The sequence below is a fragment of the Nocardioides eburneiflavus genome, assembly GCF_004785795.1.
GTDB classification, from domain to species: Bacteria; Actinomycetota; Actinomycetes; order Propionibacteriales; family Nocardioidaceae; genus Nocardioides; species Nocardioides eburneiflavus.
In genome coordinates, this window is the sequence record NZ_SRRO01000001.1 from 1983639 (window position 1) to 2006481 (window position 22843).

The window sequence follows — 22843 nt, forward strand, 5'->3', positions numbered from 1 at the left end:
CCGGCTCGCGTTTCGTCGCCCCGCGCCCCGCAGCCGTAGACTCCCCGCCCGTGGCTCTCACCATCGGCATCGTCGGTCTCCCCAACGCGGGCAAGTCGACGCTCTTCAACGCACTGACCAAGAACGACGTGCTCGCGGCGAACTACCCGTTCGCGACGATCGAGCCCAACGTCGGCGTCGTGGGGGTTCCCGACGAGCGGCTGCCGCAGCTCGCGGCCGTCTTCGAGTCCGCCAAGGTCCTGCCCGCCACCGTCGAGTTCGTCGACATCGCCGGCATCGTGCGCGGCGCCTCGCAGGGTGAGGGACTGGGCAACAAGTTCCTCTCCCACATCCGTGAGTCCGCAGCGATCTGCCAGGTGACCCGCGTCTTCCGCGACGAGGACGTGACCCACGTCGACGGCGAGGTCAACCCCGCCAACGACATCTCGACCATCCAGACCGAGCTGATCTTCGCCGACCTCGAGACGGTCGACCGGGCGATCCAGCGGCTGGAGAAGGAGTCGCGCAAGGTCAAGGACCTCGTCGCCAACCTCGAGGCCGCCAAGGCCGCCAAGGAGGCGCTCGAGTCGGGCACCCCGATCATCGCCACCGACATCGACCGCTCCCTGCTGCGCGAGCTGTCGCTGCTGACGGCCAAGCCGTTCATCTACGTCTTCAACTGCGACGCCGACGAGCTCGGCGACGAAGCGCTGAAGGACCGGATGCGCGAGATCGTCGCGCCGGCCGAGGCCATCTTCCTCGACGCCAAGTTCGAGGCGGAGCTCGCCGAGATGGATGACGACGAGATGGCGCACGAGATGCTCGCCGAGATGGGCATCACCGAGTCCGGCCTCGACCAGCTCGCGCGCGTCGGCTTCGACACCCTCGGCCTCCAGACCTACCTCACCGCCGGCCCCAAGGAGACGCGGGCCTGGACCATCAGGAAGGGCGCCACCGCGCCCGAGGCCGCCGGTGTCATCCACACCGACTTCCAGAAGGGCTTCATCAAGGCCGAGGTCGTCTCATTCGCCGACCTGATGGCCGCCGGCTCCATGCTCAAGGCCAAGGAGGCCGGCAAGGTGCGCATGGAGGGCAAGGACTACGTCATGGCCGACGGCGACGTCGTGGAGTTCCGCTTCAACGTCTGAGGACTCACTGGCTGCGCAGGTCGGCGACGGTCGAAGCCTGACAGCGCCGGATTCAGGCCCCACGACCAGACCGACCCACGCGCCGCGGCCCCTCGACCCCGGGTGCGGTCGAGGAGCCACGGGTGGGGCCGCGCCGGTGGCTAGACGCTGGAGCTGGGCGACAGCTGCCACGCGCGGACGCGTGGGTCACCACCGTGCCACCGGGTCGTGGGCTCGACAGCTCCGCCCAGCAGACCCTGCGGGGAGGAGATCTCCACGACGGGTCCGTCGACGATGATCCGCAGCTCCTCGCCGGCCCACGGCATGGACCACGTGTCCTGGCCGGGGCGCTCGAGCGACACGGCACCGTCCAGCACCCCGACCCGGGCGGTCTTGGCGCCCGAGTCGTTGCTCAGCACCAGGTGGTCGTCGGGCCCGGCAGGAGACCACTCGAGGTCGAAGGTGACCGCTGACTCGCCTGCGGCCAGCGGGCCACCACGCGCAGCAGCCAGCTCGGGGTGCGGGGCGGCGACAAGGCGCCCGTCCTTCGCCGTCATCAGGTACGGGACGCTCAAGCAGCTCGACCAGGCCTCGTCGGCGTCGCCGACCCCGCGCATCCAGAACATCACGCACGGCCGACCGTCGCGGTCCCGGAAGAAGGACGGCGCGTAGTAGGAGCCGCCGTGGCTCAGCCGCCCCCAGTCCGCGGGCGTGAACCGTCCCTCGCCGTACGAGTCGCCGTCGCCGATGCCGTACCCGGCGTAGTGCAGCACGTCGTCGTCCCACACCGAGCTCAGCATCACCCAGTGGTCGTCGACGTCGAAGACCTGTGGGCACTCCCAGAGCGCACCCATCCAGACCGGCTCGGTCTCGTACGTCGAACGGCTGGCGGCGACGCCGTCGTAGACCCACTCGGTCAGATCGGGGGAGGTGTACGTGAGGGCGAGTGCGTCGCCGCTGCGTGTTCCGGCACCGACGAACATCCGCCACAGGTCGCCCTCGCGGACGACGAACGGGTCCCGGTAGGCGATCAGGTCGAGGTCCTCCGGAGGGACGATGACGACCTCGCCCTTGGTCCACTCGTCCCACGTGCTGTCGGTCGGTGCGGCGAGCCGGACGCGCCCGAGCCCGATGTCGGGCTGCACCACCGACGTGTAGAGGATGCGTGCGTCGTCGCCGTCGCGCACCAGGCTCCCGGTCCAGATGCCGTCGTCGCCGTCCCCCGGCGCCAGGGCGATGCCGCGACGGGTCCAGGAGAGCAGGTCGGGACTGGTCGCGTGGCCCCAGTGGCAGTTCGGCGCCCACACCAGGCTGCCGGGCACGTACTGGTGGAACAGGTGATAGGCCCCGTCGTGGAAGGTGAGGCCGTGCGGGTCGTTGATCCAGCCTGTCTCAGCGGTGAAGTGGAGCAGGGGTCGCATCGGGCTCACCCCTGTCCGGCATCGTAGGACCGACGGATCGCGCGAGCCTGTTCGACGTTCCCGCGTTCCCACTCGTCGATCTGCCGCCGGCGCTCCTCGCGCAGGGTGTCGCGCGCGGCGACGAACCGCTCCATGCGCTCACTCGCCTGCTGGCGGGCGGATCGCTGTTCGACGGTGAGCTCGGGGAGAGGCGCCTCGATGACCCGGTCGACCGGTCGGAGGGGGAGGCGCTGGTCGACGTCGGGCACGGCGAGGACTGGCGAGGGCAGGGTCTGGTACCAGTACGCGGTCGAGGACCAGTCGTCGGACAGGTGGTTGCCGTGGCCGTGCTCGAAGGTGACCTTGATCCGCTTCTCGAATCGGATCGGGTCGACCATGTGGAAGCGGTAGCTGTGGTGGAAGCCCGGGACGTCCTCCTCGTGCACGATGGTGCCGTTGAACTGGTAGGCGTTGCGTTGCATGCCCCACGCGTGGCCGAAGTAGTCCTCCATGCCGGTGCCGTGCAGGCTGGGGGGCCAGGTGTCGTCGTCGATGAAGATCATGTCGTCGCCCTCGCCCCACCACGATCCCTGGAAGTGGCGCACTGCGAGGGTGCAGCCGACGTAGTGGCCGCGGCCCTCGGTCTCGAGAGCCACGTAGTTCGCGGCGCCGTCGAGGTTGGCGACCGTCGTCTCGATGCTGTTCGACTGCAGGTCGGGCCCCCAGCCGGCGTTGGGGAGCGCGCGGCGCCAGTGGGCGTGGAAGTAGACCGTGTCCTCGGGCAGGGGGGTGGGGGAGAGCTCGTAGTCGATGTAGAAGTACTGGAGGTAGGGGATGTCGTTCTGGTTCTCCACCACGACCCGCGCGCGCGTGCCGAAAGGCATCCGGAAGTAGCTGTTGAACGCGGCGCTGCCCCCGAAGGTGTGCAGCTCGGGCTCCTTCGCGGACACCGACAGGGGCAGCGAGTCGTAGCTGCCGGAGAGCGAGTTCATCAGTCCGAAGAAGTCACCCAGTGGCGCGACGACGCTCGGGGTCTCCTGGTCGTCCCAGTAGATCTTGAGCAGGACCTTGCGGTAGTAGTCCGGATCCACCACCTCCCAGCTGACGCCGAGCGCGTTGTGGATCTCGAGCATCGGCACGCCCACGACCTCGGGGTCGATCTGGCCCGGACCTGGCTGGATCCGACAGGACTGGGTCATCCAGATGTGGGTGATGAATCCGGGTCCTTCGAGGTCCGCCAGCACACGCTCCTCCCCGGGCATCACGATCCAGTTGTCCCGGTTGCGGCCGGTCTGGTCGAAGCTCGAGGCCCGGGCCGTTCGGCCGGGTCGCGCCCGGGTGAGATCACCCAGGAGGCCGCCGGGGGTGGTGTCTGCAGTCATTGGTCATCCTCTCATCGAGACATGTCTGGCCCGATGCGTCATCGAAACGTTTGCGTAGTCGCGGCATCGTAGTCACGGGTCGCCACGGTCCGCAATGGCGCGCCGATCCGACTGCTACGCGTTACGGTTGGCGCAATGACGTCTCTTGCGGACGTAGCCGGAGCAGCACGAAAACGTTTGAACGGAGTTCGATGGCCACCATCGTGGAGGTCGCCCAGCTGGCGCGGGTGTCTACCTCAACTGTCTCGCACGTGCTCAACGGCACGAGGAAGGTCGAGCCCAAGACCCGCAAGAGGGTGCTGGACGCCATCGAGAAGACGGGCTACCGCCAGGACGCCGTGGCTCGCGCCATGCGGCGCTCACGCACCGACAGCATCGGCCTCGTCGTCTCCGACGCCGGGGAGCCGGCCTTCGCCGAGATGGTGCACGGGGTCGAGCACGCGGCCACGGAGCAGGGCCTCACCCTGCTCCTGGCCAACTCGGCCGAGGACGCCGACCGCGAGGCGCGGGCCGTGCGAACACTGCTCACGCGCCGTGTCGACGGGCTGATACTGGCGCGATGCCCCCTGTCGACCGTGGAGGTCGAACAGCAGGTAGCGAGCGGGTCGCCGCCGGTGGTGCTCCTCGACCGCGTGTACGACGGGGCGCCCTGCGATCAGGTCGGCGCCGACAACCGGGAGAGCATGCGGCGCCTGGCTGAGCACCTGCTCGCGGCCGGCCACCGGGACTTCCTCGTGGTCGCCGGTGACACGAGGGTGCCCACCCTGACCGAGCGTCTGGCCGGCTTCCGCGACGTGGCGCCGCGGGACGGCGACGATGCCACGACGGTCCTCGAGGGCACCGACCCCGTGCAGCTCAGGGCCGACCTGGCGCGCGTCCTCGCTCGCCGCGAGCACACCTGCGTGATCGCCGCGAGCAGCCCGTTGGCCGTGGTCGCGCTCGAGTGCCTGCGCGAGGAAGGGATGCAGGTACCGCGCGACATCGCCTTCGCCACGTTCGACGGGTTCGACCACTCGGACCTGTTCCAACCGCCCATCACGACCGTCCGCCAGCCGGCCTTCGACATGGGAGTCGCAGCGGTGGGGATGCTCCTGGAGCGGCTCCAGTCGTCTCGCAGCGAGCGTCCCTCGAGCCCGCGTACGACCCGGCTCCAGCAACGGCTGGAGCTCCGCGCGTCGAGCGAGGACTTCGACTTCGCCGTGGCGCGCGACTGACGCGGACCGGTGCTTGACACCTGTGACGGGTGCCACGTAAATTCGCGCAAACGATTCGCGCAAACGTTTCGATACACTAGCGGTCGTGCTCGGGTCCATCCCCTCTGACGAAGGAAACGCTCATGTCTGCTCGCAGCCTCGCCGGTCGCCGGCGGCGCCGGCTCGCCGGCTCGCTCCTGTCCGTCTCGTCCCTGGTGGTCCTCGCTGCGTGCAGCAACGCCAGCGACGCCCAGACGGAGGACGGCAAGACGACCATCACCCTGTCGATGCAGAGCGCGGACGTCGAGACCGCCGACCCCGCGACCTGGGCGATCGTGGAGGCCTTCGAGAAGGCCCACCCCGACGTCGACGTCGAGGTCGGCGGCCAGCCGGTGGCCGAGCACCTGCAGAGCCTGTCGATCGCGGCGCAGAGCGACACGCTTCCCGACATCTTCTGGGTCTACAAGGCGACCGCCGAGGACATGCTCGAGGCAGGCAAGCTGATGAACCTCGAGCCCACCCTCGAGGAGCTCGGTGTCCTCGAGAGGCTGCCGGAGAGCACGGTCAGCAACTTCACCGTGGACGACACGGTTTACGGCGTGCCCTACCAGGCACTGCTGACCGGCCTCTGGGTCAACACGAAGATCCTGGCTGACAACGGCCTCGAGCAGCCCACCACCTTCGACGAGCTCGTCGAGGTGGCGCGGGCGCTCGACGAGAACGGCATCGTCACGATCTCCAACGGCGCGAGTCAGTCGGCCTTCAGCGTCTGGTCCTTCCTGGTGTGGCTCAACCGGTTCGGCTACGAGGACAAGATCGAAGGCATCCTCGACGGCTCGGAGAGCTTCGACAACCCCGACTTCGTGCGGATGTACGAGCGCATCGCCGAGCTGCGCGACGCCGGCGCCTTCGCCTCGAACGTCTCGACGCAGACCTATCCGCAGGCCGTGGACCAGTTCCTCAACGGGAAGGCGGCGATGCTCGACGCAGGCGTCTGGGCCGCCGGGCAGATCCAGGACTCGGAGGTGGCTGACGACACCACCTTCTGGAACGGGCCCACCTTCGACGACGGTGTGGGCGAGCAGGACATCGTCATGAATGTCGCCTCCGCACCGCTGGTGGTCGACCACAAGGTCGAGGACGACGAGCAGAAGCTGGACGCAGTCACCAAGTTCCTCGACTTCTACTACAGCGACGAGGCGCAGCAGCTCCTCGTGGACAACGCCCAGCCCCCGGTCACCGACTACGAGCCCGAGATCGACCCCGCCGAGCAGGCCGTGCTGAAGTCGGCCCTCGACGTCGCCGCCGACCCGGAGCTGAGCAGCCCCGAGTCGCAGCCCGACCTGCTGGTGTCCACCGCAGTCGCCACGGCGATGTACGACAGCATCTACGGCGTGATCCAGGACCAGCTCTCCCCGGAGGAGGCCGTGGCCCTGGTGCAGAAGGCGATCGACGCCGAATGACCGCCCCGGGGTGCGCCCGCCTCCGTGGCGGGCGCACCCCGAGCCACAGAGCCGCCCGGCGGCTCCCGAGATGGAATGAGCTCGACCATGGTCTGGGTCAGCAACCGCTGGAAGATCGCCGTGATGCTGGCACCCGCGCTGGTGCTCTTCACCGCATTCTTCGTCTACCCCGTGGGCTACGCGATCGCCTACAGCTTCACCAACTCCGCCGGGTTCGGTGCCGCTGAGTTCGTCGGCCTCGACAACTACGTCGCCCTCCTGGACGACCCGTTCTTCTGGCAGTCGCTGAGGAACACCGTCGTGATCCTGGTGGTCAGCCTGGCCATCCTGGTCCCCGCCTCCTTCGCCCTTGCTCTCCTGCTGAGGCACAAGGTCCGCGGCGCCGGCGGTCTGCGGGCCCTGGTCTTCGGGCCGGCGATCATCGCGCCGATCCTCGTCGGCCTGATCTGGGTCTTCATCCTCGACCCCAAGATCGGACTGCTCAACCGGCTGCTGCTACCGCTCGGCGTCGAGCCGGTGCAGTGGATCGGGGGCAACACGCTCACGCCGTACGCCGTGTCGCTGGTCTTCGTCTGGAGCAGCATCGGATTCGCGATGACCATCTTCTACGCGGGGCTGCAGCTGCTGCCCGGGGACGTCATGGAGGCCTCGGAGCTCGACGGGGCCTCGCACTGGCAGCAGCTGCGCCACGTCACCATCCCGATGATGCGCGAGACCTTCGCCATCGTGGCGATCCTGCTGATCACCAACGTGTTCAAGATCTTCGAGCTGGTCTACATGCTCACTGGCGGTGGTCCCGTGCATCGCTCGGAGACCCTCGTGAGCTACATGTACTTCGTCACCTTCACCAACCAGCGCTACGGCTCGGGCATGGCGATCGCCGTGATCGTCTTCGTGCTGGGTGCCCTGACGACCCTCGCCTACCTGGCCGTGAGCCGCCGACGGAGCCTGGCATGACACAGACGTCCAGCACCGAGGTGCCCACCGGCGTGACCCCGACAGCGGTGAGGGCCACCCGCCCGAGCCCGCCACGTCCGCGTCCGCGCCGGCGCCGGGGCCTGGTCGCCGTCGGGGCGGCCGCCTACCTGGTGACCTTCCTGATCGTCTTCCCGATCCTGTGGATCGCGCTCCTGTCACTCCAGCCGAGCGACAAGATCCTGTCCGACCCGTTCTCCTTCGACGCGCTGACGTTCGACAACTACCGCAACGCCATCGAGTCGCTCCCGCTCGTGCAGATGTACAAGAACACCCTCATCGTCGCGGTCGCCTCGGTGACCCTGGGCGCGGTGGTGTCGTTCATGGCCGCGTTCGCGCTGACCCGGATGGTGTTCCGGCGGCGTGCCGCCCAGTCGTCGCTGCGGTTCTACCTGCTCGCCGGGCTCGCGGTGCCGGTCTACGTCCTGCTCTTCCCGATCTACCGCCTCGACCTCGCGCTGGGGATCTTCGGCACCTACGCCGCGCTGATCCTCCCGTACATCGCGGTCTCGATCCCCTTCAACACGTTGCTGTTGACCGGCTTCCTCCGCGACTTCCCGGCAGAGCTGGAGGAGGCGGCGATCATGGACGGCGCCGGTCTGTTCCGCATCTGCTGGTCGGTGGTCCTGCCGGCGATGAAGCCGGTGATCGCCACCATCTTGATCTTCAACGTCGTCTACGTGTTCAACGAGTTCCCGTTCGTCTCCATCCTGATCAATGACCCGGACATGGCGACGGTCTCGCTGGCAGTGTCGAAGTTCCAGGGTCAGTACACCGTCGACTACGGCGGGATGATGGCCGCTGCCACACTCGTGCTAGTCCCGCAGCTCGCGATCTACGCGGTGTTCCAACGTCACGTGATCGCCGGCCTGACCGCCGGGGCGGTCAAGGGGTGACCGTGGCCGAAGAGCACGTCGCGGCCGCTGACGCGCGGCCGGCGCGCTAGCCTCCAGCAACCGACCCCCGGGCGCCGTACGGGGCAGGTGTCATCGGCGCGACAAGCGTCGGGCCCGCCGCTGAGGCGGCGGGCCCAACTGTGCCCGAGCGGGCGCGACCCAGCCCTCAGGGGGTCGGCACGACGGACGCGTTGCCGCCGGTCAGGTCCTGAACCTGCGCCGCGGTGCCGGACCACAGGACCTTCGTGGCGGTGCTGCTGGCGTCCAGCACGTGGCGGACCGGGACGTTGGACACCAGCTTGTTGGTGGCCAGCTGATTGCGCGTGCCCCCGCGGACGAGCACCACGGTGGGTGTCGCCCCCGACGGGACGATGCTGCCAGCGGGCACATCGAAGGAGAACATGTTGGCGGTGACCGAGTTGTCGTTGCCGTTCAGGTGCACCATGCCGTACAGGTCGTCGTTCCTGGCCGGCCCGCCGTCGCCGAAGATGCGCCGGAAGTGGTTGCCGGAGACGAGCTGCTCGTGGCACGGAGTCTCGTGGACGATCATCCCGGAGAAGTTCGAGACGAACTTGTTGCCGGTGATGACTGCGCGGTTCACGTTCTTCATCTGGATCCGGGCTCCCCACAGCAGGCTGTTGCCGCTGATGAGGCAGTTCTCGTTGTTCTCGATGAAGATCGAGTTCCCCGCCCAGGCACTGATCAGGTAGTTGTTCGTGATCTTGCCGACGATCGAGCTGTCGGTCATCAGGATCGAGCTTCCGCACTCGCCGATGAAGTTGTTCGTGATGTTGAACGCGTCGGCGTTCCTGATGGAGAGCGCGGTCGACAGGTAGACGAAGCCCATGCCCTCGACGCGGACGGCGTCGGTGTCGTACTGGACGCGGATGCCGGTCTTGCCGTTGCCGGGGAGGTAGGGCTTGGAGCTGGCCACTCCGTCGATGCAGAAATCCTGGAAGACGATGGAGTTGAGCCGGCCGTTGGTGCCCGGGTCGGCGGACCGGTTGACGAGGAAGCCGACCTGGTTGTTGTTGACCACCTGCACGTGGCTGGAGCCGGGCAGCGTCTCGATCCAGGCTGTGGTGTTGGCCTCGTCCCGGATCGCCTCGGACAGGAATCCGTGTCCCGATCCCTTGATCGTCAGGAACCCGACGTCGATCGTTGCCGTCGTGCGGAGGTCGTAGTGGCCCGGCGGGATGTAGATGACGGCGCCGGGCCGCGTGGTCTTCGTGCTCTGCTGGGACTTGATGTCGGCGATGATCTGATTGATCACCAGGCCGATGTCGTAGTACGGGGACACGGTCGCGCCGGGCCAGGTCGTGACGTCGTAGACGGTGGGTGCCATGGGGCGTCTCCTTCGGACTAGATGAGACCGACGATGCCGGCGTAGGTGGGCGGCGACTGCCAGGCGGCTGCGGCCCCCGCGGGACTCACAGCAGAGCTGGCCAGCCCGGTCGCGTGACCGACGACGGCTGCGGCAGCGAGTCCCTGCAGGGCACGACGGCGCGACAGGGGTAGTTGTCCGAGAGAGACAAACGTTTCGATAGGTGTCATGGCGGAAATCTAGGCTCAAAGTGGTGCATCTCACAAGGGTGTGGGAGTCGCTGAGCATCAAGGTCGGGCAAACGTCTCGATGGGCAGTGGGGCCGCAGTGGCCGCCAGCGGGGCTACCGTGGGGTAACCAGCCCTCCGACCCCCCGCGAGGAACGATGATCCCCCTGGCTCCGCAGACGGTCGTTCTCCACGGCCACGAGCTGTCCTACGTCGACAGTGGCTCAGGGCCGGTCGTCCTGTTCATCCACGGCATCCTGGGCTCGCAGCGCCAGTGGTCCCACCTCGTCGACCAGGTCGACGACGACCACCGCGTGGTGGTGCCCGACCTGTTCGGGCACGGCGACTCGGCGAAGCCGACCGGCGACTACTCGCTGAGCTCGCACGCCGCGACCCTGCGCGACCTGCTCGACCACCTCGGCATCGAGCGGGTCACGCTCGTCGGGCACTCGCTGGGCGGCGGCATCGCGATGCAGTTCTACTACCTCTTCCCCGAGCGGGTGGACCGGCTCGTGCTCGTCGCGAGCGGCGGCCTCGGGCGGGAGGTCAACCTCGTGCTGCGCTCGGCCACCCTGCCGGGCGCCGAGCAGGTCCTCGGCGTCATCGCCTCCGCGCCCGTCCTCGAGAAGGTGGAGGCGCTCGGCCGGGGCGCGCAGCGGGTCGGCTGGAAGCCCGGGGCCGACATCGGTGCCATCTGGCGCGGCTTCACCTCGCTCGGCGACCAGGAGAGCCGGCGCGCGTTCCTCGCGACCACGCGGGCGGTGATCGACTTCGGCGGCCAGAGCATCAGCGCGCACGACCACCTCGAGTCGGTGACGCCGCCGCCGACGATGGTCGTGTGGGGATCGAAGGACCGGATGATCCCGGCGTGGCACGCGCTGAGCGCGCAGCGCGCGCTGCCCGAGTGCCGGGTGGAGCTGTTCGAGGGCGCCGGCCACTTCCCGCACCTCGACGACCCGGACCGCTTCGCGCGGGTGCTGCGAGAGTTCATGACCGAGGCCTGAGGTCCGGCACTACCCGACCGACGAAGACGCCGAGACCAGCACTCAGCCACTCCTCGATGCCGAGGATCCAGAGCGCCAGCACAAGGACGAGCGCCACCGGCAGCTGCCAGGCCAGGCTGCGGCCGTACGACGCGAGGAGCTCGCCGGCAGTGCGGCTCACAGCGAGAAGTGGCCCGGCGCGAGGCTGCGCAGCACGCAGAACTCGTTGCCCTCGGGGTCGGCCATGACGACCCACGACTCCTCGCCGGTCTGACCGACGTCGGCCCGCGTCGCCCCGAGCGCGAGCAGTCGCTCGACCTCCTCGTCGCGGGAGCGGTCGACGGGGGAGAGGTCGAGGTGCATCCGGTTCTTGACGACCTTGCCCTCCTCGACCGCGGCCAGGAACATCGTCGGCGGCACGGGCCCGGACCGTACGGCGTCCAGCAGCGCCTGGTCGGTGGCGCGGGCCGGCCCCACCTCGACCAGCCCGGGCTCGCGCTCGAGCACGACCCAGTCCAGGGCAGCCGTCCAGAAGTCCGCCAGCCGGTCGGGGTCGTGGCAGTCGAGGGAGATCTCGGTGAGTCGGGAGGCCATGCGTCGATCCAAGCACGGCCAATACTGGTCGCCATGTTCGACCGGAAGCCCGACTCCGTCTCTGCCGCCGAGGGTGCCCGCGCGGCCGAGGAGGGCCGCGTGGTCGTCTACTGGCGCAAGGGCTGCCCGTTCTGCAGGCGCCTCCAGCTGACCCTGGGCAAGAAGGCCAGGGACGTCGTGTGGGTCGACGTCTGGGCCGATGCCGACGCGTCGGCGTACGTCAGGAGCGTCAACGACGGCGACGAGGTCGTGCCGACCGTCGTGATCGGCGGCGTCCCGCACACGAACCCGCCGCCCGGCGACGTCCGCGCCGCCGTCTGAGATCGGCGCGAGCCGGGCGGATTGCGCCAAACCCGCCACACCACCCTTCCGGGCGTGCCAGTGTGGGCGCGGCCCGAGTCGGTCGGACCCTCCCGTCGCGAGACGGGGGCGCAGCGAGCAGAGAGCACCCTCCGTGGCTTCGAGCACCATGACCCGGTCGCGCCCGACCTGGCCGGCAGTCGTCGTCCTCGCACTTCTCGGAGCGGTGCTCCCAGCGGTGCTCCCCGTGCCCCTCGCCGGGGCCGCCGACACCTCCGACACCTCCGACGCCGCCGATCGCGCCGCAGCCGAGCTGGCCTGCACGATCACCGGCACGAGTGGCGACGACGTCCTGGTGGGCGGGCCCGGTGACGACGTCATCTGCGGCGGCACCGGCGACGACGTGCTGCGCGGTGGAGGCGGGGACGACGTGCTGCGCGGTGGCGCCGGTGAGGACCGCCTCGTCGGCGGCGCCGGCGACGACTACCTCCAGGGCGGTCGCCACGACGACCGGCTCCGCGCCGGCACGGGGGACGACGTCCTGCGCGGCGGCCGCGGCAACGACCGGCTGCACGCCCGCGATGCCACCCGCTTCGAGGACGACCTGCGCTGCGACGAAGGCAGGAAGGACCGGGCGTACGCCGACGCCGGCGACAAGCTGTCCCGGACCTGCGAGCTCCCGCGCCGCAACGCGGCGCCCACCGACCTGGTGCTGGCGCCCGCCACCGTCGTCGAGAACGCACCGGTCGGCACCCAGGTGGGCGTGCTGACGGTCACCGACCCCGACGAGGAGGACACCCACCGCTTCACGCTCGCCACGGGCACGGGCGACGCGGACAACGCGTCCTTCTCGGTCGACGGCCGGCGCCTGCTCACCGCCGCGGTGCTCGACTTCGAGCGCGACGCCACGCTCTCGCTGCGCGTCCGGGTGACCGACCGCGCCGGCGCGACGTACGACGAGGTGGTCGCGGTGTCGGTCCTCGACGTCGACGAGAACGCCTCCCCGACCGCCGTCGACGACACCTTCTCCACCGACGAGGACACCTCGCTCGTCCTGCCCGTCAGTGGCCCCGGCAGCCCGGCGGCCAACGACGTGGACTCCGACCCGCTCACCGTCACCGACGTGTCCGCCCCGTCGGGCGGCACGGTGGCACTCGCCGGCAGCACCATCCGCTTCACCCCCGACGCCGACCTCTGCGGCACCGCGGCCGGTCGATTCGACTACACCGTGTCCGACGGTCGCGGCGGCACCGACGTCGGCCGGGTCACCGTCGACGTCACGTGCGTGCCCGACGACCCGCAGGCGGTCGACGACTCCGCCACGGTCGACGAGGACGACCCGGCGCGCGCGATCCCCGTGCTCGCCAACGACACCGACGCCGACGGTGACGACCTGGTCATCGGCAGCGTCACCCAGCCCGACCACGGCACCGTCGTCATCACCGGTGGCGGCACGGGCCTCACGTACGCCCCGGACGCGAACTACTGCAGCTCCGCCGGGGGAGGTCCAGACACCTTCACCTACAGCCTGGTCCCCGGAGGCTCGACGGCCGACGTCTCCGTGACCGTCACCTGCGTCGACGACGCTCCCGTGGCGGTCGACGACGCGGCGACGGTCCTCGAGGACTCCGGCGCGAGCGCGATCGACGTGCTGGGCAACGACACCGACGTGGACGGCGGCGCGAGGACGGTCGCCTCGGTGACGCAGCCCGACGACGGCGCCGTGGTCGTCACCGGTGGCGGCACCGGCCTCACCTACGCCCCCGACGCGAACTACTGCAACGCCCCGCCCGGCACCGTCGCGGACACCTTCACCTACACGCTGAACGGCGGCGACACGGCGACGGTCTCGATGACCGTGACCTGCGTCGACGACGCTCCCGTGGCGGTCGACGACGCGGCGACGGTCCTCGAGGACTCCGGCGCGAGCGCGGTCGACGTGCTGGCCAACGACACCGACGTGGACGCCGGCGCGAAGGCGGTCGCCTCGGTGACGCAGCCCGACAACGGCACCGTGGTCGTCACCGGTGGCGGCACCGGCCTCACCTACGCCCCCGACGCGAACTACTGCAACGCTCCCGGCGGTGGCGTCCCCGACGCCGCGGCCGACAGCTTCACCTACCAGCTCGGCGGCGGTTCCACGGCCACGGTGAGCGTCGCCGTCACGTGCGTGGACGACAGCCCCGTGGCGGTGGACGACGCGGTCACCACCGGCGAGGACGAGCCCGCCGACGTGGACGTCCTGGCCAACGACACCGACGTCGACGGCGGCGCGAAGTCGGTCGCCTCGGTGACCCAGCCGGCCGACGGTGCGGTGACGATCACGGGCGGCGGCAGCGGTGTCCGCTACGTCCCGGATGCGAACTCCTGCGGCCCTGACGCCTTCACCTACACCCTCGCGGGCGGGTCGTCCGCGACGGTGTCGGTGACGGTGACCTGCGTCGACGACGCCCCGGTGGCGATGGCGGACGCGGCGAGCCTCCTGGTCGACGCGGACGCGACGGCGATCGACGTGCTCGGCAACGACACCGACGTCGACGGCGGCCCGAAGGCGATCGGGTCTGTCACCCAGCCCGACAACGGCACCGTGGCCATCACCGGCGGCGGCACGGGCCTGACGTACGCCCCGGACGCGGGCTACTGCAACACCGACCCGGGCGGGACCCCGGACACGTTCACCTACACGCTCAACGGCGGCAGCACGGCGACGGTGTCGGTCACCGTCACCTGCGACGTCGCGCCGACGGCAGTCGCCGACGCGGCGACCGTCCTCGAGGACGCAGCCGCCACGGGGATCGACGTCCTGGCCAACGACACCGACACCGACGGCGGTCCCAAGGAGGTCGGGTCGGTCACCCAGCCCGACAACGGCACCGTGGTCATCACCGGCGGCGGCACCGGCGTCACGTACGCCCCGGACGCCGACTACTGCAACTCCACCGGCGGCGGGACCCCGGACACCTTCACCTACACGCTCAACGGCGGCTTCACGGCGACGGTGTCGGTGACCGTGACGTGCGTCGACGACGCCCCGGTGGCGGTCGACGACGCGGCGACGGTCGTCGAGGACTCCGGCGCGGGCGCGGTCGACGTGCTCGCCAACGACACCGACGTCGACGCGGGACCGAAGGTGATCGCCTCGGCGACCCAGCCGGCCGACGGCACCGTGGTCATCACCGGCGGCGGCACCGGCCTCACGTACGCCCCCGACGCCGACCACTGCACCTCGGGCGCCGGCGGCGCGCCGGACACCTTCACCTACACCCTCGACGGGGGATCGACCGCCACCGTGTCGATGAGCGTGACCTGCGTCAACGACGCGCCCGTCGCCGACGACGAGACCGTGGCCGGCGCGATCGGCAACACGACCCTCATCGGCGACGACCCGAGCGACGCCGCACCCACCGTGGCCCACGCGAGCCGTACGGTGAGCGCCGACCTGCTCGACGGGGACGTCGACGTGGACGGTCCCGGACCCCTCGTCGTCACGGCCGGCACGTTCGCCACCAACGACGGGGGCCAGGTCGTCCTCGAGGCCGACGGCGACTTCACCTACACGCCTGCCGCCGGCACGAGCTGCACGGACACCAGCGACTTCTTCGACTACACCGTCGCCGACGCCGCGGCCACCCCGGCCACCGACACCGGCCGGGTGACGATCACGCTCAGCGAGTGCGTCTGGTACGTCTCGAACAGCGCGGCCGGCAACGCCGGGACCGCCGCTGCGCCGTTCGACACGCTCGCGCAGGCGCAGAGCGCCTCCGCGGCGAACCACACGATCTATCTCCTCGACGGCGACGACACCTCGACCGGCTACGCCGCGGGCGTCGACCTCAAGGCCGGGCAGCGCCTGGTGGGCGAGGTCGCGGAGCTCCGGGTGGGCGGCGTCCTGCTGCGCAGCGCCGTCCCCGCGGCCCGTCCGACGATCACCGACACCGACGCCGACGTGGTCACGCTGGCCGCCGGCAACACCGTGCGCGGCGTCGCGATCGACCCGCAGGGCACCGGTGGCGGCATCTTCGGCGGTGCCTCCGCCAGCAACGGCACGATCCACGACGTGCGGGTCGTCGACACCGGCACAGCCGGCACCCAGCCCGGCTTGGAGCTCGACGCGACCACCGGCACGTGGGACGTCAGCGGCCTCGTCGTGCAGACCGGCGGCTCGACCGGCGCCACCGGCATCCGGCTCGCCAACGCCGGGACGGTCACGCTCGGCACCTCCGTCGGGGCCAACACCGTCACCACGAGCGGCGCCAAGGCGCTCGACCTCACGGGCACCGCCCTCGGCGCCGGCAGCGTCCTCGCCGAGGTCCGGTCCACCGGGTCGAGCGTCGGCGGCGTCTCCCTCGTCAACACCACCGGCACCCTGGCGCTGGGCGACGGCTCCCTGGACGACCTGGTCCTGACCGGCGTCACCGGCTCCACGGCCGCCTTCCGCCTGTCCAACGCCGGCGCCGTCACCGTGCCCGGCGCGGGGACCTCGGACGTGTCCATCGACGGCGGCCCCGCCATCGACGTCACCGGTACGCCCGGTGCGAGCCTGTCCTTCGACGACGTCGACTCGGCCAACAGCACCACCGACGGCATCAACCTCGCCGGCCTCGGCACCGGAACGTTCAGTGCCGGATCGGGCAGCACGATCACCAACGTCGGCGCCGGCGGCGTCGCCTTCGACCTCGACGGCGGCAGCGGCGCGGTCACCTACGGCGGCACCATCACCAGCGACGTCGGTCGGCTCCTCCGGGTGACCGGCACCACCGGTGGGGTGAAGGACTTCAACGGCGCCATCACGGACAACGGTGACGGCGACGGCGGCGAGCTCGGCGTCCTGCTGACCGCCAACTCAGGTGCGACGGTGCGGCTCGACGGAGGCCTCGTCGTCCGTACGACCACCCAGCCGGCCTTCACCGCCACCGGCGGGGGCACGGTGGCGGTCCTCGACCCGATGGGCACCAACGCCCTGCAGGCGACCACCGGCACCCCGCTCACAGTCACCTCCACCACGATCCACGACGACGACCTCACGTTCCGCCGCGTCGCGTCCAACGGCGCCGCGAACGGCATCGTGCTCAACGGCACGACCAACGCCAACGGCAGGCTCGTCGTGACCGGCACCGGCGGGTCGTGCACCGTGGCGATTCCGACCTGCACCGGCGGCGCCGTCCTGGGCTCCACGGGTGCCGGGGTCTCGCTGACCAACGTCCCCGGCGGCGTCGCCCTCACCGCCATGCGCATCGCCAACGGCGGCGACGACGGCATCCGCGCCACCACCGTCAACGACCTCGACCTCGTCGACTCGCTCGTCACTTCCAACGGCAACAGCCACGTGGGCGGCGCCGAGGAGCGCGGCCTGGACTACCTCGACGTGACCGGGACGCCGCAGATCGTGCGTACGGTCGTGTCCGGCTCGGACGACTCCAACGCCCACATCCGCAGCACCACGGGCACGACCACGCTCGACGTCGACGGGTCGACCTTCACGGACTCGAAGAACAACGCCGGCCTGCGCCTGCGCGGCGAGCAGGGCTCGACGATGACCGCGACGGTGCAGCGCAGCGTCTTCTCGCTCAACGCCGATCCGGGCTTCTCGATGCAGACCGACTCGGCCAACTCGGCGACCCAGACCCTGACCTTCAACGACAACGACCTCTCCGGAGGCAGCGCGAACGCCGCCCCGGGACGCCCGCAGGTGTCCATCAACGCCGGTGGCGGGGCGGTCGTGCGGGCCAGCGTGACCAACAACGACATCAAGAGCGCCTCCGGTGCGGAGATCATCCTGAACACGCTCGCCAGCCACACCGGCACCCTCGACGCGCGGGTCGTCGGCAACGACATCGACGACGCCCAGCCCGGCGCGCTCGACCCCCAGGTCGACAGCGGGTCGAGCATCTGGGGCTGGGCGCACGGCAGCGGCACGACCCGCGTCGAGATCCGCAACAACACGATCGCCAACTGGGGCGGGCGGGCGCTCGAGCTGTCCCACAACGACGGCACGGGCGACGCGGACTACACGGTGGCCGGGAACACCTTCGGCGCCTCCGACGCGACGCCCAACGTCTTCGAGGGCGTGTACGTCTTCGCCGGCGGCCTCGGCACCGACACGAGCGACGTGTGCGTCGACCTCGAGAACAACTCGGGCCTCGAGCAGCTCGGCAACCAGGGATTGCCGGACGTCGCCATGGACCGCTTCGGCAGCGCGGTCCTGAGGTTCGCCGACGTCAACGTCGCCACGGTCGCGGCGGTGCAGGCGAGCCTGCTCGCGAAGAACCCTGGGAGCCCAGGGCTCTACTTCGACACCTACGGCAACCCGCCGACCGCGACCACCGCCACCACCTGTGCCCAGGCGGTCGGCACCCCATGACGTACGAGACCACTGGAGGAAGCCGTGGCTGAGCCGTTCCTGTCGGAGATCAGGCTGATGAGCTTCGTCTTCGCCCCCAAGGGCTGGGCGCCGTGCAACGGCCAGCTCCTGCCGATCAACCAGAACCAGGCGTTGTTCAGCCTGCTGGGCACCACGTTCGGCGGCGACGGCCGGGTCAACTTCGCGCTGCCCGACCTGCGGGCCAGGGTGCCGATCCACGTGGGCAACGGCCACACCCTCGGCGAGCGCGGCGGCGAGCAGGCCCACACCCTGTCGATCGCCGAGCTCCCGACCCACACCCACCAGCTGACCGGGTCCGCGAGCGACGCCGACGTCGTCCTGCCCACCGACAACGTCGTGGGGCGCTCCAGCCAGGTCTACGGTCCGCCCGCGCAGCTGACTGCCCTGGACCCGTCCACCAGCGGTGTCGTGGGCGGGTCGCAGGCCCACCTCAACATGCAGCCGTTCCTGACCCTGTCGTTCTGCATCGCCCTGCAGGGCATCTTCCCGAGCCCGAACTGAGGACGTGACATGGCACAGCCCTACGTGGGAGAGATCCGGATGTTCGCCGGCAACTTCGCACCCGCCGGGTGGATGTTCTGCGAGGGCCAGCTGCTGCCCATCTCCGAGAACGAGACCCTCTTCCAGCTCATCGGCACCACCTACGGCGGCGACGGCGAGTCCACCTTCGCCCTCCCCGACCTGAGGGGCCGCATCCCGGTCCACCAGGGCAACGGCTTCATCCTCGCCGAGACCGGCGGCGTCGAGGAGGTGACGCTGACGACGCAGCAGATCCCCGCGCACGCGCACGCCCTGCTCGCCAGCACGGCCGTCGGGTCGGCCGCGAGCCCCGTGGGCAGCGTCCTGGCCGCGAGCGGCTCGTCCAACGTCTACCGACCCGGGCCCGCCTCGGCGGCGATGGCCGCGCAGTCCGTGGGGCCGGTCGGCGGCTCCCAGCCGCACACCAACATGCAGCCCTACCTCTGCATCAGCCACATCATCTCGCTCTTCGGCATCTTCCCCTCCCCGACGTAAGGAACCACCCATGGCAGACCCGTTCGTGGCGGAGATCCGGATCTTCCCGTTCAACTTCGCGCCCAAGGGCTGGGCGTGGTGCGACGGCCAGCTCATGCCGCTGTCGCAGAACACGGCCCTCTTCTCGCTGCTCGGCACGACGTACGGCGGCGACGGCAAGTCGAACTTCGCCCTGCCCGACCTGCAGGGGCGCGCTCCGATGCACCCCGGCCAGGGCCCCGGGCTCAGCCTCCACGACCTCGGTGAGTCCGCCGGCACCGAGACGGTGGCGCTGCTGCAGAGCGAGATCCCGTCCCACACCCACGCCGTCAACGCCAGCGCTGGTCCGGCCGTCCTGCAGGCGCCGGGTCCCGACCGCGTGCTCGGTCGTGCCAACAACGTCGTCTACCGCGACACCCCGGACAACCCCGTACCGCTGGCGGCGGACTCGCTCGCCCCGGTCGGTGGGGACCAGCCGCACAACAACATGCAGCCCTACCTGACCTTCTACTTCAACATCGCCCTCCAGGGCGTGTTCCCCCCGAGGCAGTGACCGGCATGGCCACCGTCACCCCCGACAGCCGCGTCGACGTCACGCTCCGCCCCTCGACCGACGCCGACCGCGAGTTCCTCGTCGGCCTCTACGGCTCGACCCGCGAGGAGGAGCTGGCCCAGGTGCCGTGGGCGCCCGGTCAGCTCGAGGCGTTCGTCCGGATGCAGTTCACCGCTCAGGACACCGAGTACCGCCGGCACAACCCGCACGGCTCCTTCGACGTCGTCGAGGTAGGGGGACACCCGGTCGGCCGGCTGATCGTCGACCGTCGTCCCGGGGACATCCGCGTCGTCGACGTCTCGCTGGTGCCGCACGCCCGCGGCGCCGGGATCGGCACCCGGCTCCTCGGCGACCTCATCGAGGAGGCGCGGGCCACGGGACGGATCGTGAGCATCCACGTCGAGGCGCACAACCGCGCCGCCGAGCTGTACGCCCGGCTGGGCCTCGCCGTCGTGGCCGACCTCGGCGTCTACCGCCGGATGGAGTGGACCGGATGAGGGCCGGGGCGACGGGGACGGTGCTCGCCTCAGGCGAAGGCCGCCTCGTAGCGCACGCCCGCGTCGTCGCGACCCAGCGGCACCAGGAACAGGTGCTGCTCGCCCACCGCCTCGTGCGTCACGGCGTACGTGCCCTGGGGCAGGACCTGCCCGCCCGGCCCGAGGAGGACCAGCGAGAACTGCAGCCGCTGCTGGCCCTCCGGGCCCGGACCGCCCGGCTGCGTGCCGACCGTCGCCTCGACCAGCCGCATCGTCACGGTCCCGCGCGCCCCGGCGTCCACCGCCATGTCCTGGCCGACCAGAGGAGCGAAGTGCTCGTGGGTGAGCCACTCGATTCTCGTCACGCACCGATGCTAGTCCCGCCCTCCACCGACCCCCGGAGCACGTCATGACCGAGATGTCCCGCCGAGCCGTGCTGGGCGCGAGCGCCGCCGGCGCCGCCACCCTGGCCGTCGGCCTTCCCGCCGGAGCCGCCGGGGCGGCCGGCGTCCGCGACCTCTACACCCGCCGGCGGTTCACCCGCCTGCGCGGACGGAAGTTCCGGCTGACCGACGGCACGCGGAGCTGGTCGGTCAAGCTGACCCACGTCAAGGACCTCGAGCACGCCGCCCGCGGCGAGCAGCGCTCGTTCGCCCTGACGTTCCGCCGTGCGACCCCCGGACCGCCGCAGGGCACCTACACCCTGCGCCGTCCCGGGTTCCGCCCGACGGTGATCTTCGTGGTGCCCAGCGACCGCCGCCGGCGCACCTACGAGGTCGTCGTCAACTAACGGCGTACGCCATCGCGATCGCGGCACCGAGGCGCGCGTTGTGCTCGACGAGCGCGATGTTGGCCTTGAGGGACTCACCGTCGGTGATCTCCACGATGCGCCCCAGCAGGTAGGGGGTCGCGTCCTTGCCGCGGATGCCGAGGCGGTCCATGTCGCCGAGGGCCCGGTCGATGATCGCGCCGATCTCGTCGGCGGGGATCTCCGACTCCGCCGGGATCGGGTTGGCGACGACGACTCCGCCGGCGAGCCCGAGGTCCCACTTCGCCCGCATCAGGGCGGCGACCTCGACGGGGGAGTCGACGCGCATCGGGGCGCCGAATCCCGAGGACCGCGAGAAGAACGACGGGAACTCGTCCGTGCCGTAGCCGAGCACCGGCACGCCCAGCGTCTCCAGCTTCTCCAGGGTCAGGCCGATGTCGAGGATGCTCTTCACGCCGGCGCATACGACCGCGACCGAGGTGGTCGAGAGCTCGGTGAGGTCGGCCGACACGTCGTACGACGTCTCCGCGCCGCGGTGGACGCCGCCAAGCCCGCCGGTCACGAACACGCCGATCCCGGCGAGGGCGGCCAGCCGCATCGTCGAGGCGACCGTCGTCGCGCCGTGCAGGCCGCGGGAGACGACGTACGGCAGGTCGCGGATGGAGACCTTGATGACCGACTCGTCCGAGGCGAGCAGCTCGAGGTCGTCGGCGGACAGCCCGATCGTCGGGCGACCGTGCAGCACCGCGATCGTCGCGGGCACCGCACCGCCGTCGCGGACGATGCCCTCGACCGTGCGTGCCATCTCGACGTTCTGCGGGTAGGGCATGCCGTGACTGATGATCGTGCTCTCCAGCGCGACGACGGGCCGGCCGGACGCGAGCGCGTCGCGGACCCCGTCGGTGACGGTCAGGTTCAACGGTGCTCCCTCGTGAGGTCGTGCATGGCTTCGGCCAGGTCCGGCCGGACGGTGTGCGGGCTCTCGATGGTGGCGGCTGCGGCGAGGTGCCCGTCGCGGGCCGCGGCGACGGGGTCGGCGCCGCGCAGCCAGGCCGCGACCCAGGCGGCGAGCATCGCGTCGCCGGCCCCGGTGACGTCGACGACGGTCGCAGGGGCGGCGGGCAGGTGGACGGGCTCGGCCTCGCGGGTGCACATCCACGACCCCTCGGCGCCGTGGCGCAGCCAGACGTGCTCGACGCCGCGGGCGTGCAGGTCGTCGACGGACGCCCGCCAGTCCCCGGCCGGCCGGCCCGTCAGGGCGGCGAGCTCATCGGCGTTGGGGGTGACGAGGAACAGGTCGCGCACCAGGTCCGAGAGCCGGGCCGCCTTGGCGACCGACACCGGCTCGAAGGCGACCGGGACGTCGGCCGCAGAGGCCGCGGCCACGACCCGGGCCGCCTGGTCGTGGGCCAGGTTGCCGTCGACGACCACCAGCGCGGCGTCGGTCAGGTGGACGGTGTCGAGCTCGAGCGCGTCGACGACCGCCATGTCGGAGACCGCGGCCACCAGCTCACCGCGGTCGTCGAGGACGGCGGTGTAGGTGCCGGTCGCGCCCGGCACCCGGCGTACGGCCCCCACGTCGGCGCCGCACGCGGCGGTGACCCGCAGCGCCTCCTCGCCGAAGGCGTCGTCACCGACCGCCGACACCAGGCGTACCGGGGCGCCCAGCAGGCCGAGGCAGGCGGCGATGTTGCGGCCGACCCCTCCCGGCGAGATGCGGGTGTGGCCGGGGTTGCTGGTCGCGGGGACCAGGGGGGCGGAGGTGCGCGCGACGACGTCCATGTTGGTCCCGCCGACGACCACCACCCAGTGCTTCACGTCGCAGAT

21 protein-coding genes are annotated in these 22843 nt (G+C 70.7%); 13 read left to right on the top strand and 8 right to left on the bottom strand.

Translation table 11 applies throughout. The features are described 5' to 3' along the window. The first annotated feature begins 50 nt into the window (after positions 1–50). Positions 51–1127 carry a redox-regulated ATPase YchF gene (gene ychF, locus EXE59_RS09295; protein WP_135838652.1) on the top strand — a complete coding sequence of 359 codons (1077 nt, stop codon included), beginning with the start codon at positions 51–53 and terminating at the stop codon, positions 1125–1127. A 140-nt stretch (positions 1128–1267) separates the two neighbouring features. Here the strand turns inward: ychF and EXE59_RS09300 are convergent, their stop codons facing one another. After that, on the bottom strand, positions 1268–2527 hold the full coding sequence (locus EXE59_RS09300; protein ID WP_135838653.1) for a glycoside hydrolase family 32 protein: 1260 nt from the start codon (positions 2525–2527) through the stop codon (positions 1268–1270). A gap of 5 nt (positions 2528–2532) precedes the next feature. Further along, on the bottom strand, positions 2533–3888 hold the full coding sequence (locus EXE59_RS09305) for a glycoside hydrolase family 172 protein (RefSeq protein WP_135838654.1): 1356 nt from the start codon (positions 3886–3888) through the stop codon (positions 2533–2535). A gap of 191 nt (positions 3889–4079) precedes the next feature. On the opposite strand from EXE59_RS09305, the gene EXE59_RS09310 reads away from it, so the two are divergent. The 4 genes from EXE59_RS09310 to EXE59_RS09325 all read left to right on the top strand — a co-directional run bounded on the left by EXE59_RS09310 (position 4080) and on the right by EXE59_RS09325 (position 8415). Further along, positions 4080–5102 (top strand): LacI family DNA-binding transcriptional regulator, encoded by a 1023-nt coding sequence (locus EXE59_RS09310; protein WP_135838655.1) that lies wholly within the window; start codon positions 4080–4082, stop codon positions 5100–5102. Between the two features lie 122 nt (positions 5103–5224). Further along, positions 5225–6544: an ABC transporter substrate-binding protein gene (locus EXE59_RS09315; RefSeq protein WP_135838656.1), complete on the top strand. Its 1320-nt coding sequence runs from the start codon at positions 5225–5227 to the stop codon at positions 6542–6544. Positions 6545–6619: 75 nt separating this feature from the next. Beyond that, positions 6620–7501 carry a carbohydrate ABC transporter permease gene (locus EXE59_RS09320; RefSeq protein WP_246056665.1) on the top strand — a complete coding sequence of 294 codons (882 nt, stop codon included), beginning with the start codon at positions 6620–6622 and terminating at the stop codon, positions 7499–7501. Beyond that, complete coding sequence (locus EXE59_RS09325) at positions 7498–8415, top strand: carbohydrate ABC transporter permease (RefSeq protein WP_135838657.1); 918 nt, start codon at positions 7498–7500, stop codon at positions 8413–8415. Before EXE59_RS09320 ends, EXE59_RS09325 begins: the two co-directional genes overlap by 4 nt. A 166-nt stretch (positions 8416–8581) precedes the next feature. Here the strand turns inward: EXE59_RS09325 and EXE59_RS09330 are convergent, their stop codons facing one another. Continuing rightward, positions 8582–9760 carry a NosD domain-containing protein gene (locus tag EXE59_RS09330; RefSeq protein WP_135838658.1) on the bottom strand — a complete coding sequence of 393 codons (1179 nt, stop codon included), beginning with the start codon at positions 9758–9760 and terminating at the stop codon, positions 8582–8584. Positions 9761–10124: 364 nt separating this feature from the next. On the opposite strand from EXE59_RS09330, the gene EXE59_RS09335 reads away from it, so the two are divergent. Continuing rightward, positions 10125–10970 carry an alpha/beta fold hydrolase gene (locus EXE59_RS09335; RefSeq protein WP_135838659.1) on the top strand — a complete coding sequence of 282 codons (846 nt, stop codon included), beginning with the start codon at positions 10125–10127 and terminating at the stop codon, positions 10968–10970. Here the strand turns inward: EXE59_RS09335 and EXE59_RS23725 are convergent. Further along, a complete protein-coding gene (locus tag EXE59_RS23725; RefSeq protein WP_168218466.1) occupies positions 10954–11130 on the bottom strand; it encodes a hypothetical protein in 177 nt (58 codons plus the stop codon). The two genes, EXE59_RS09335 and EXE59_RS23725, sit on opposite strands and share 17 nt — an antisense overlap. Continuing rightward, positions 11127–11543, bottom strand: a complete 417-nt coding sequence (locus EXE59_RS09340; protein ID WP_135838660.1) for a VOC family protein — start codon at positions 11541–11543, stop codon at positions 11127–11129. The genes EXE59_RS23725 and EXE59_RS09340 overlap by 4 nt, the downstream gene beginning before the upstream one ends. 33 nt (positions 11544–11576) lie before the next feature. On the opposite strand from EXE59_RS09340, the gene EXE59_RS09345 reads away from it, so the two are divergent. The 6 genes from EXE59_RS09345 (at position 11577) to EXE59_RS09370 (ending at position 20268) form a co-directional block, all read left to right on the top strand. Further along, complete coding sequence (locus tag EXE59_RS09345; protein WP_135838661.1) at positions 11577–11864, top strand: glutaredoxin domain-containing protein; 288 nt, start codon at positions 11577–11579, stop codon at positions 11862–11864. A 133-nt stretch (positions 11865–11997) separates the two neighbouring features. Further along, positions 11998–18204, top strand: a complete 6207-nt coding sequence (locus EXE59_RS09350) for an Ig-like domain-containing protein (protein ID WP_135838662.1) — start codon at positions 11998–12000, stop codon at positions 18202–18204. Positions 18205–18228: 24 nt separating this feature from the next. Continuing rightward, entirely contained in the window at positions 18229–18726 is a 498-nt protein-coding gene (locus EXE59_RS09355; protein WP_135838663.1) for a phage tail protein, read from the top strand. A gap of 9 nt (positions 18727–18735) precedes the next feature. Next, a complete protein-coding gene (locus EXE59_RS09360) occupies positions 18736–19239 on the top strand; it encodes a phage tail protein (protein WP_135838664.1) in 504 nt (167 codons plus the stop codon). Between the two features lie 10 nt (positions 19240–19249). Then, positions 19250–19771, top strand: coding sequence for a phage tail protein (locus EXE59_RS09365; RefSeq protein ID WP_135838665.1), 522 nt, complete (start codon positions 19250–19252; stop codon positions 19769–19771). Positions 19772–19776: 5 nt separating this feature from the next. After that, on the top strand, positions 19777–20268 hold the full coding sequence (locus tag EXE59_RS09370; protein WP_135838666.1) for a GNAT family N-acetyltransferase: 492 nt from the start codon (positions 19777–19779) through the stop codon (positions 20266–20268). Positions 20269–20297: 29 nt separating this feature from the next. Here the strand turns inward: EXE59_RS09370 and EXE59_RS09375 are convergent, their stop codons facing one another. Beyond that, positions 20298–20612 carry a DUF6916 family protein gene (locus EXE59_RS09375; RefSeq protein WP_135838667.1) on the bottom strand — a complete coding sequence of 105 codons (315 nt, stop codon included), beginning with the start codon at positions 20610–20612 and terminating at the stop codon, positions 20298–20300. Positions 20613–20656: 44 nt separating this feature from the next. On the opposite strand from EXE59_RS09375, the gene EXE59_RS09380 reads away from it, so the two are divergent. Continuing rightward, the gene (locus EXE59_RS09380) at positions 20657–21037 is read left to right on the top strand and encodes a DUF6916 family protein (RefSeq protein ID WP_135838668.1); all 381 of its coding nucleotides are present in this window, start codon (positions 20657–20659) and stop codon (positions 21035–21037) included. Here EXE59_RS09380 and EXE59_RS09385 read toward each other — a convergent pair. After that, entirely contained in the window at positions 21030–21935 is a 906-nt protein-coding gene (locus tag EXE59_RS09385; protein ID WP_135838669.1) for a pseudouridine-5'-phosphate glycosidase, read from the bottom strand. The two genes, EXE59_RS09380 and EXE59_RS09385, sit on opposite strands and share 8 nt — an antisense overlap. Beyond that, a complete protein-coding gene (locus EXE59_RS09390; protein ID WP_246056666.1) occupies positions 21932–22834 on the bottom strand; it encodes a carbohydrate kinase family protein in 903 nt (300 codons plus the stop codon). The genes EXE59_RS09385 and EXE59_RS09390 overlap by 4 nt, the downstream gene beginning before the upstream one ends. Positions 22835–22843 lie beyond the last annotated feature (9 nt).

Coding starts and splice junctions, on each gene's coding strand:
- EXE59_RS09310 (WP_135838655.1), top strand. CDS start 4,080: ATGGCCACCATCGTGGAGGTCGCCCAGCTGGCGCGGGTGTCTACCTCA.
- EXE59_RS09335 (WP_135838659.1), top strand. CDS start 10,125: ATGATCCCCCTGGCTCCGCAGACGGTCGTTCTCCACGGCCACGAGCTG.
- EXE59_RS09370 (WP_135838666.1), top strand. CDS start 19,777: ATGGCCACCGTCACCCCCGACAGCCGCGTCGACGTCACGCTCCGCCCC.
- EXE59_RS09325 (WP_135838657.1), top strand. CDS start 7,498: ATGACACAGACGTCCAGCACCGAGGTGCCCACCGGCGTGACCCCGACA.
- EXE59_RS09330 (WP_135838658.1), bottom strand. CDS start 9,760: ATGGCACCCACCGTCTACGACGTCACGACCTGGCCCGGCGCGACCGTG.
- EXE59_RS09305 (WP_135838654.1), bottom strand. CDS start 3,888: ATGACTGCAGACACCACCCCCGGCGGCCTCCTGGGTGATCTCACCCGG.
- EXE59_RS09345 (WP_135838661.1), top strand. CDS start 11,577: ATGTTCGACCGGAAGCCCGACTCCGTCTCTGCCGCCGAGGGTGCCCGC.
- EXE59_RS09315 (WP_135838656.1), top strand. CDS start 5,225: ATGTCTGCTCGCAGCCTCGCCGGTCGCCGGCGGCGCCGGCTCGCCGGC.
- EXE59_RS09360 (WP_135838664.1), top strand. CDS start 18,736: ATGGCACAGCCCTACGTGGGAGAGATCCGGATGTTCGCCGGCAACTTC.
- EXE59_RS09340 (WP_135838660.1), bottom strand. CDS start 11,543: ATGGCCTCCCGACTCACCGAGATCTCCCTCGACTGCCACGACCCCGAC.
- EXE59_RS09365 (WP_135838665.1), top strand. CDS start 19,250: ATGGCAGACCCGTTCGTGGCGGAGATCCGGATCTTCCCGTTCAACTTC.
- EXE59_RS09300 (WP_135838653.1), bottom strand. CDS start 2,527: ATGCGACCCCTGCTCCACTTCACCGCTGAGACAGGCTGGATCAACGAC.
- EXE59_RS09380 (WP_135838668.1), top strand. CDS start 20,657: ATGACCGAGATGTCCCGCCGAGCCGTGCTGGGCGCGAGCGCCGCCGGC.
- EXE59_RS09320 (WP_246056665.1), top strand. CDS start 6,620: ATGAGCTCGACCATGGTCTGGGTCAGCAACCGCTGGAAGATCGCCGTG.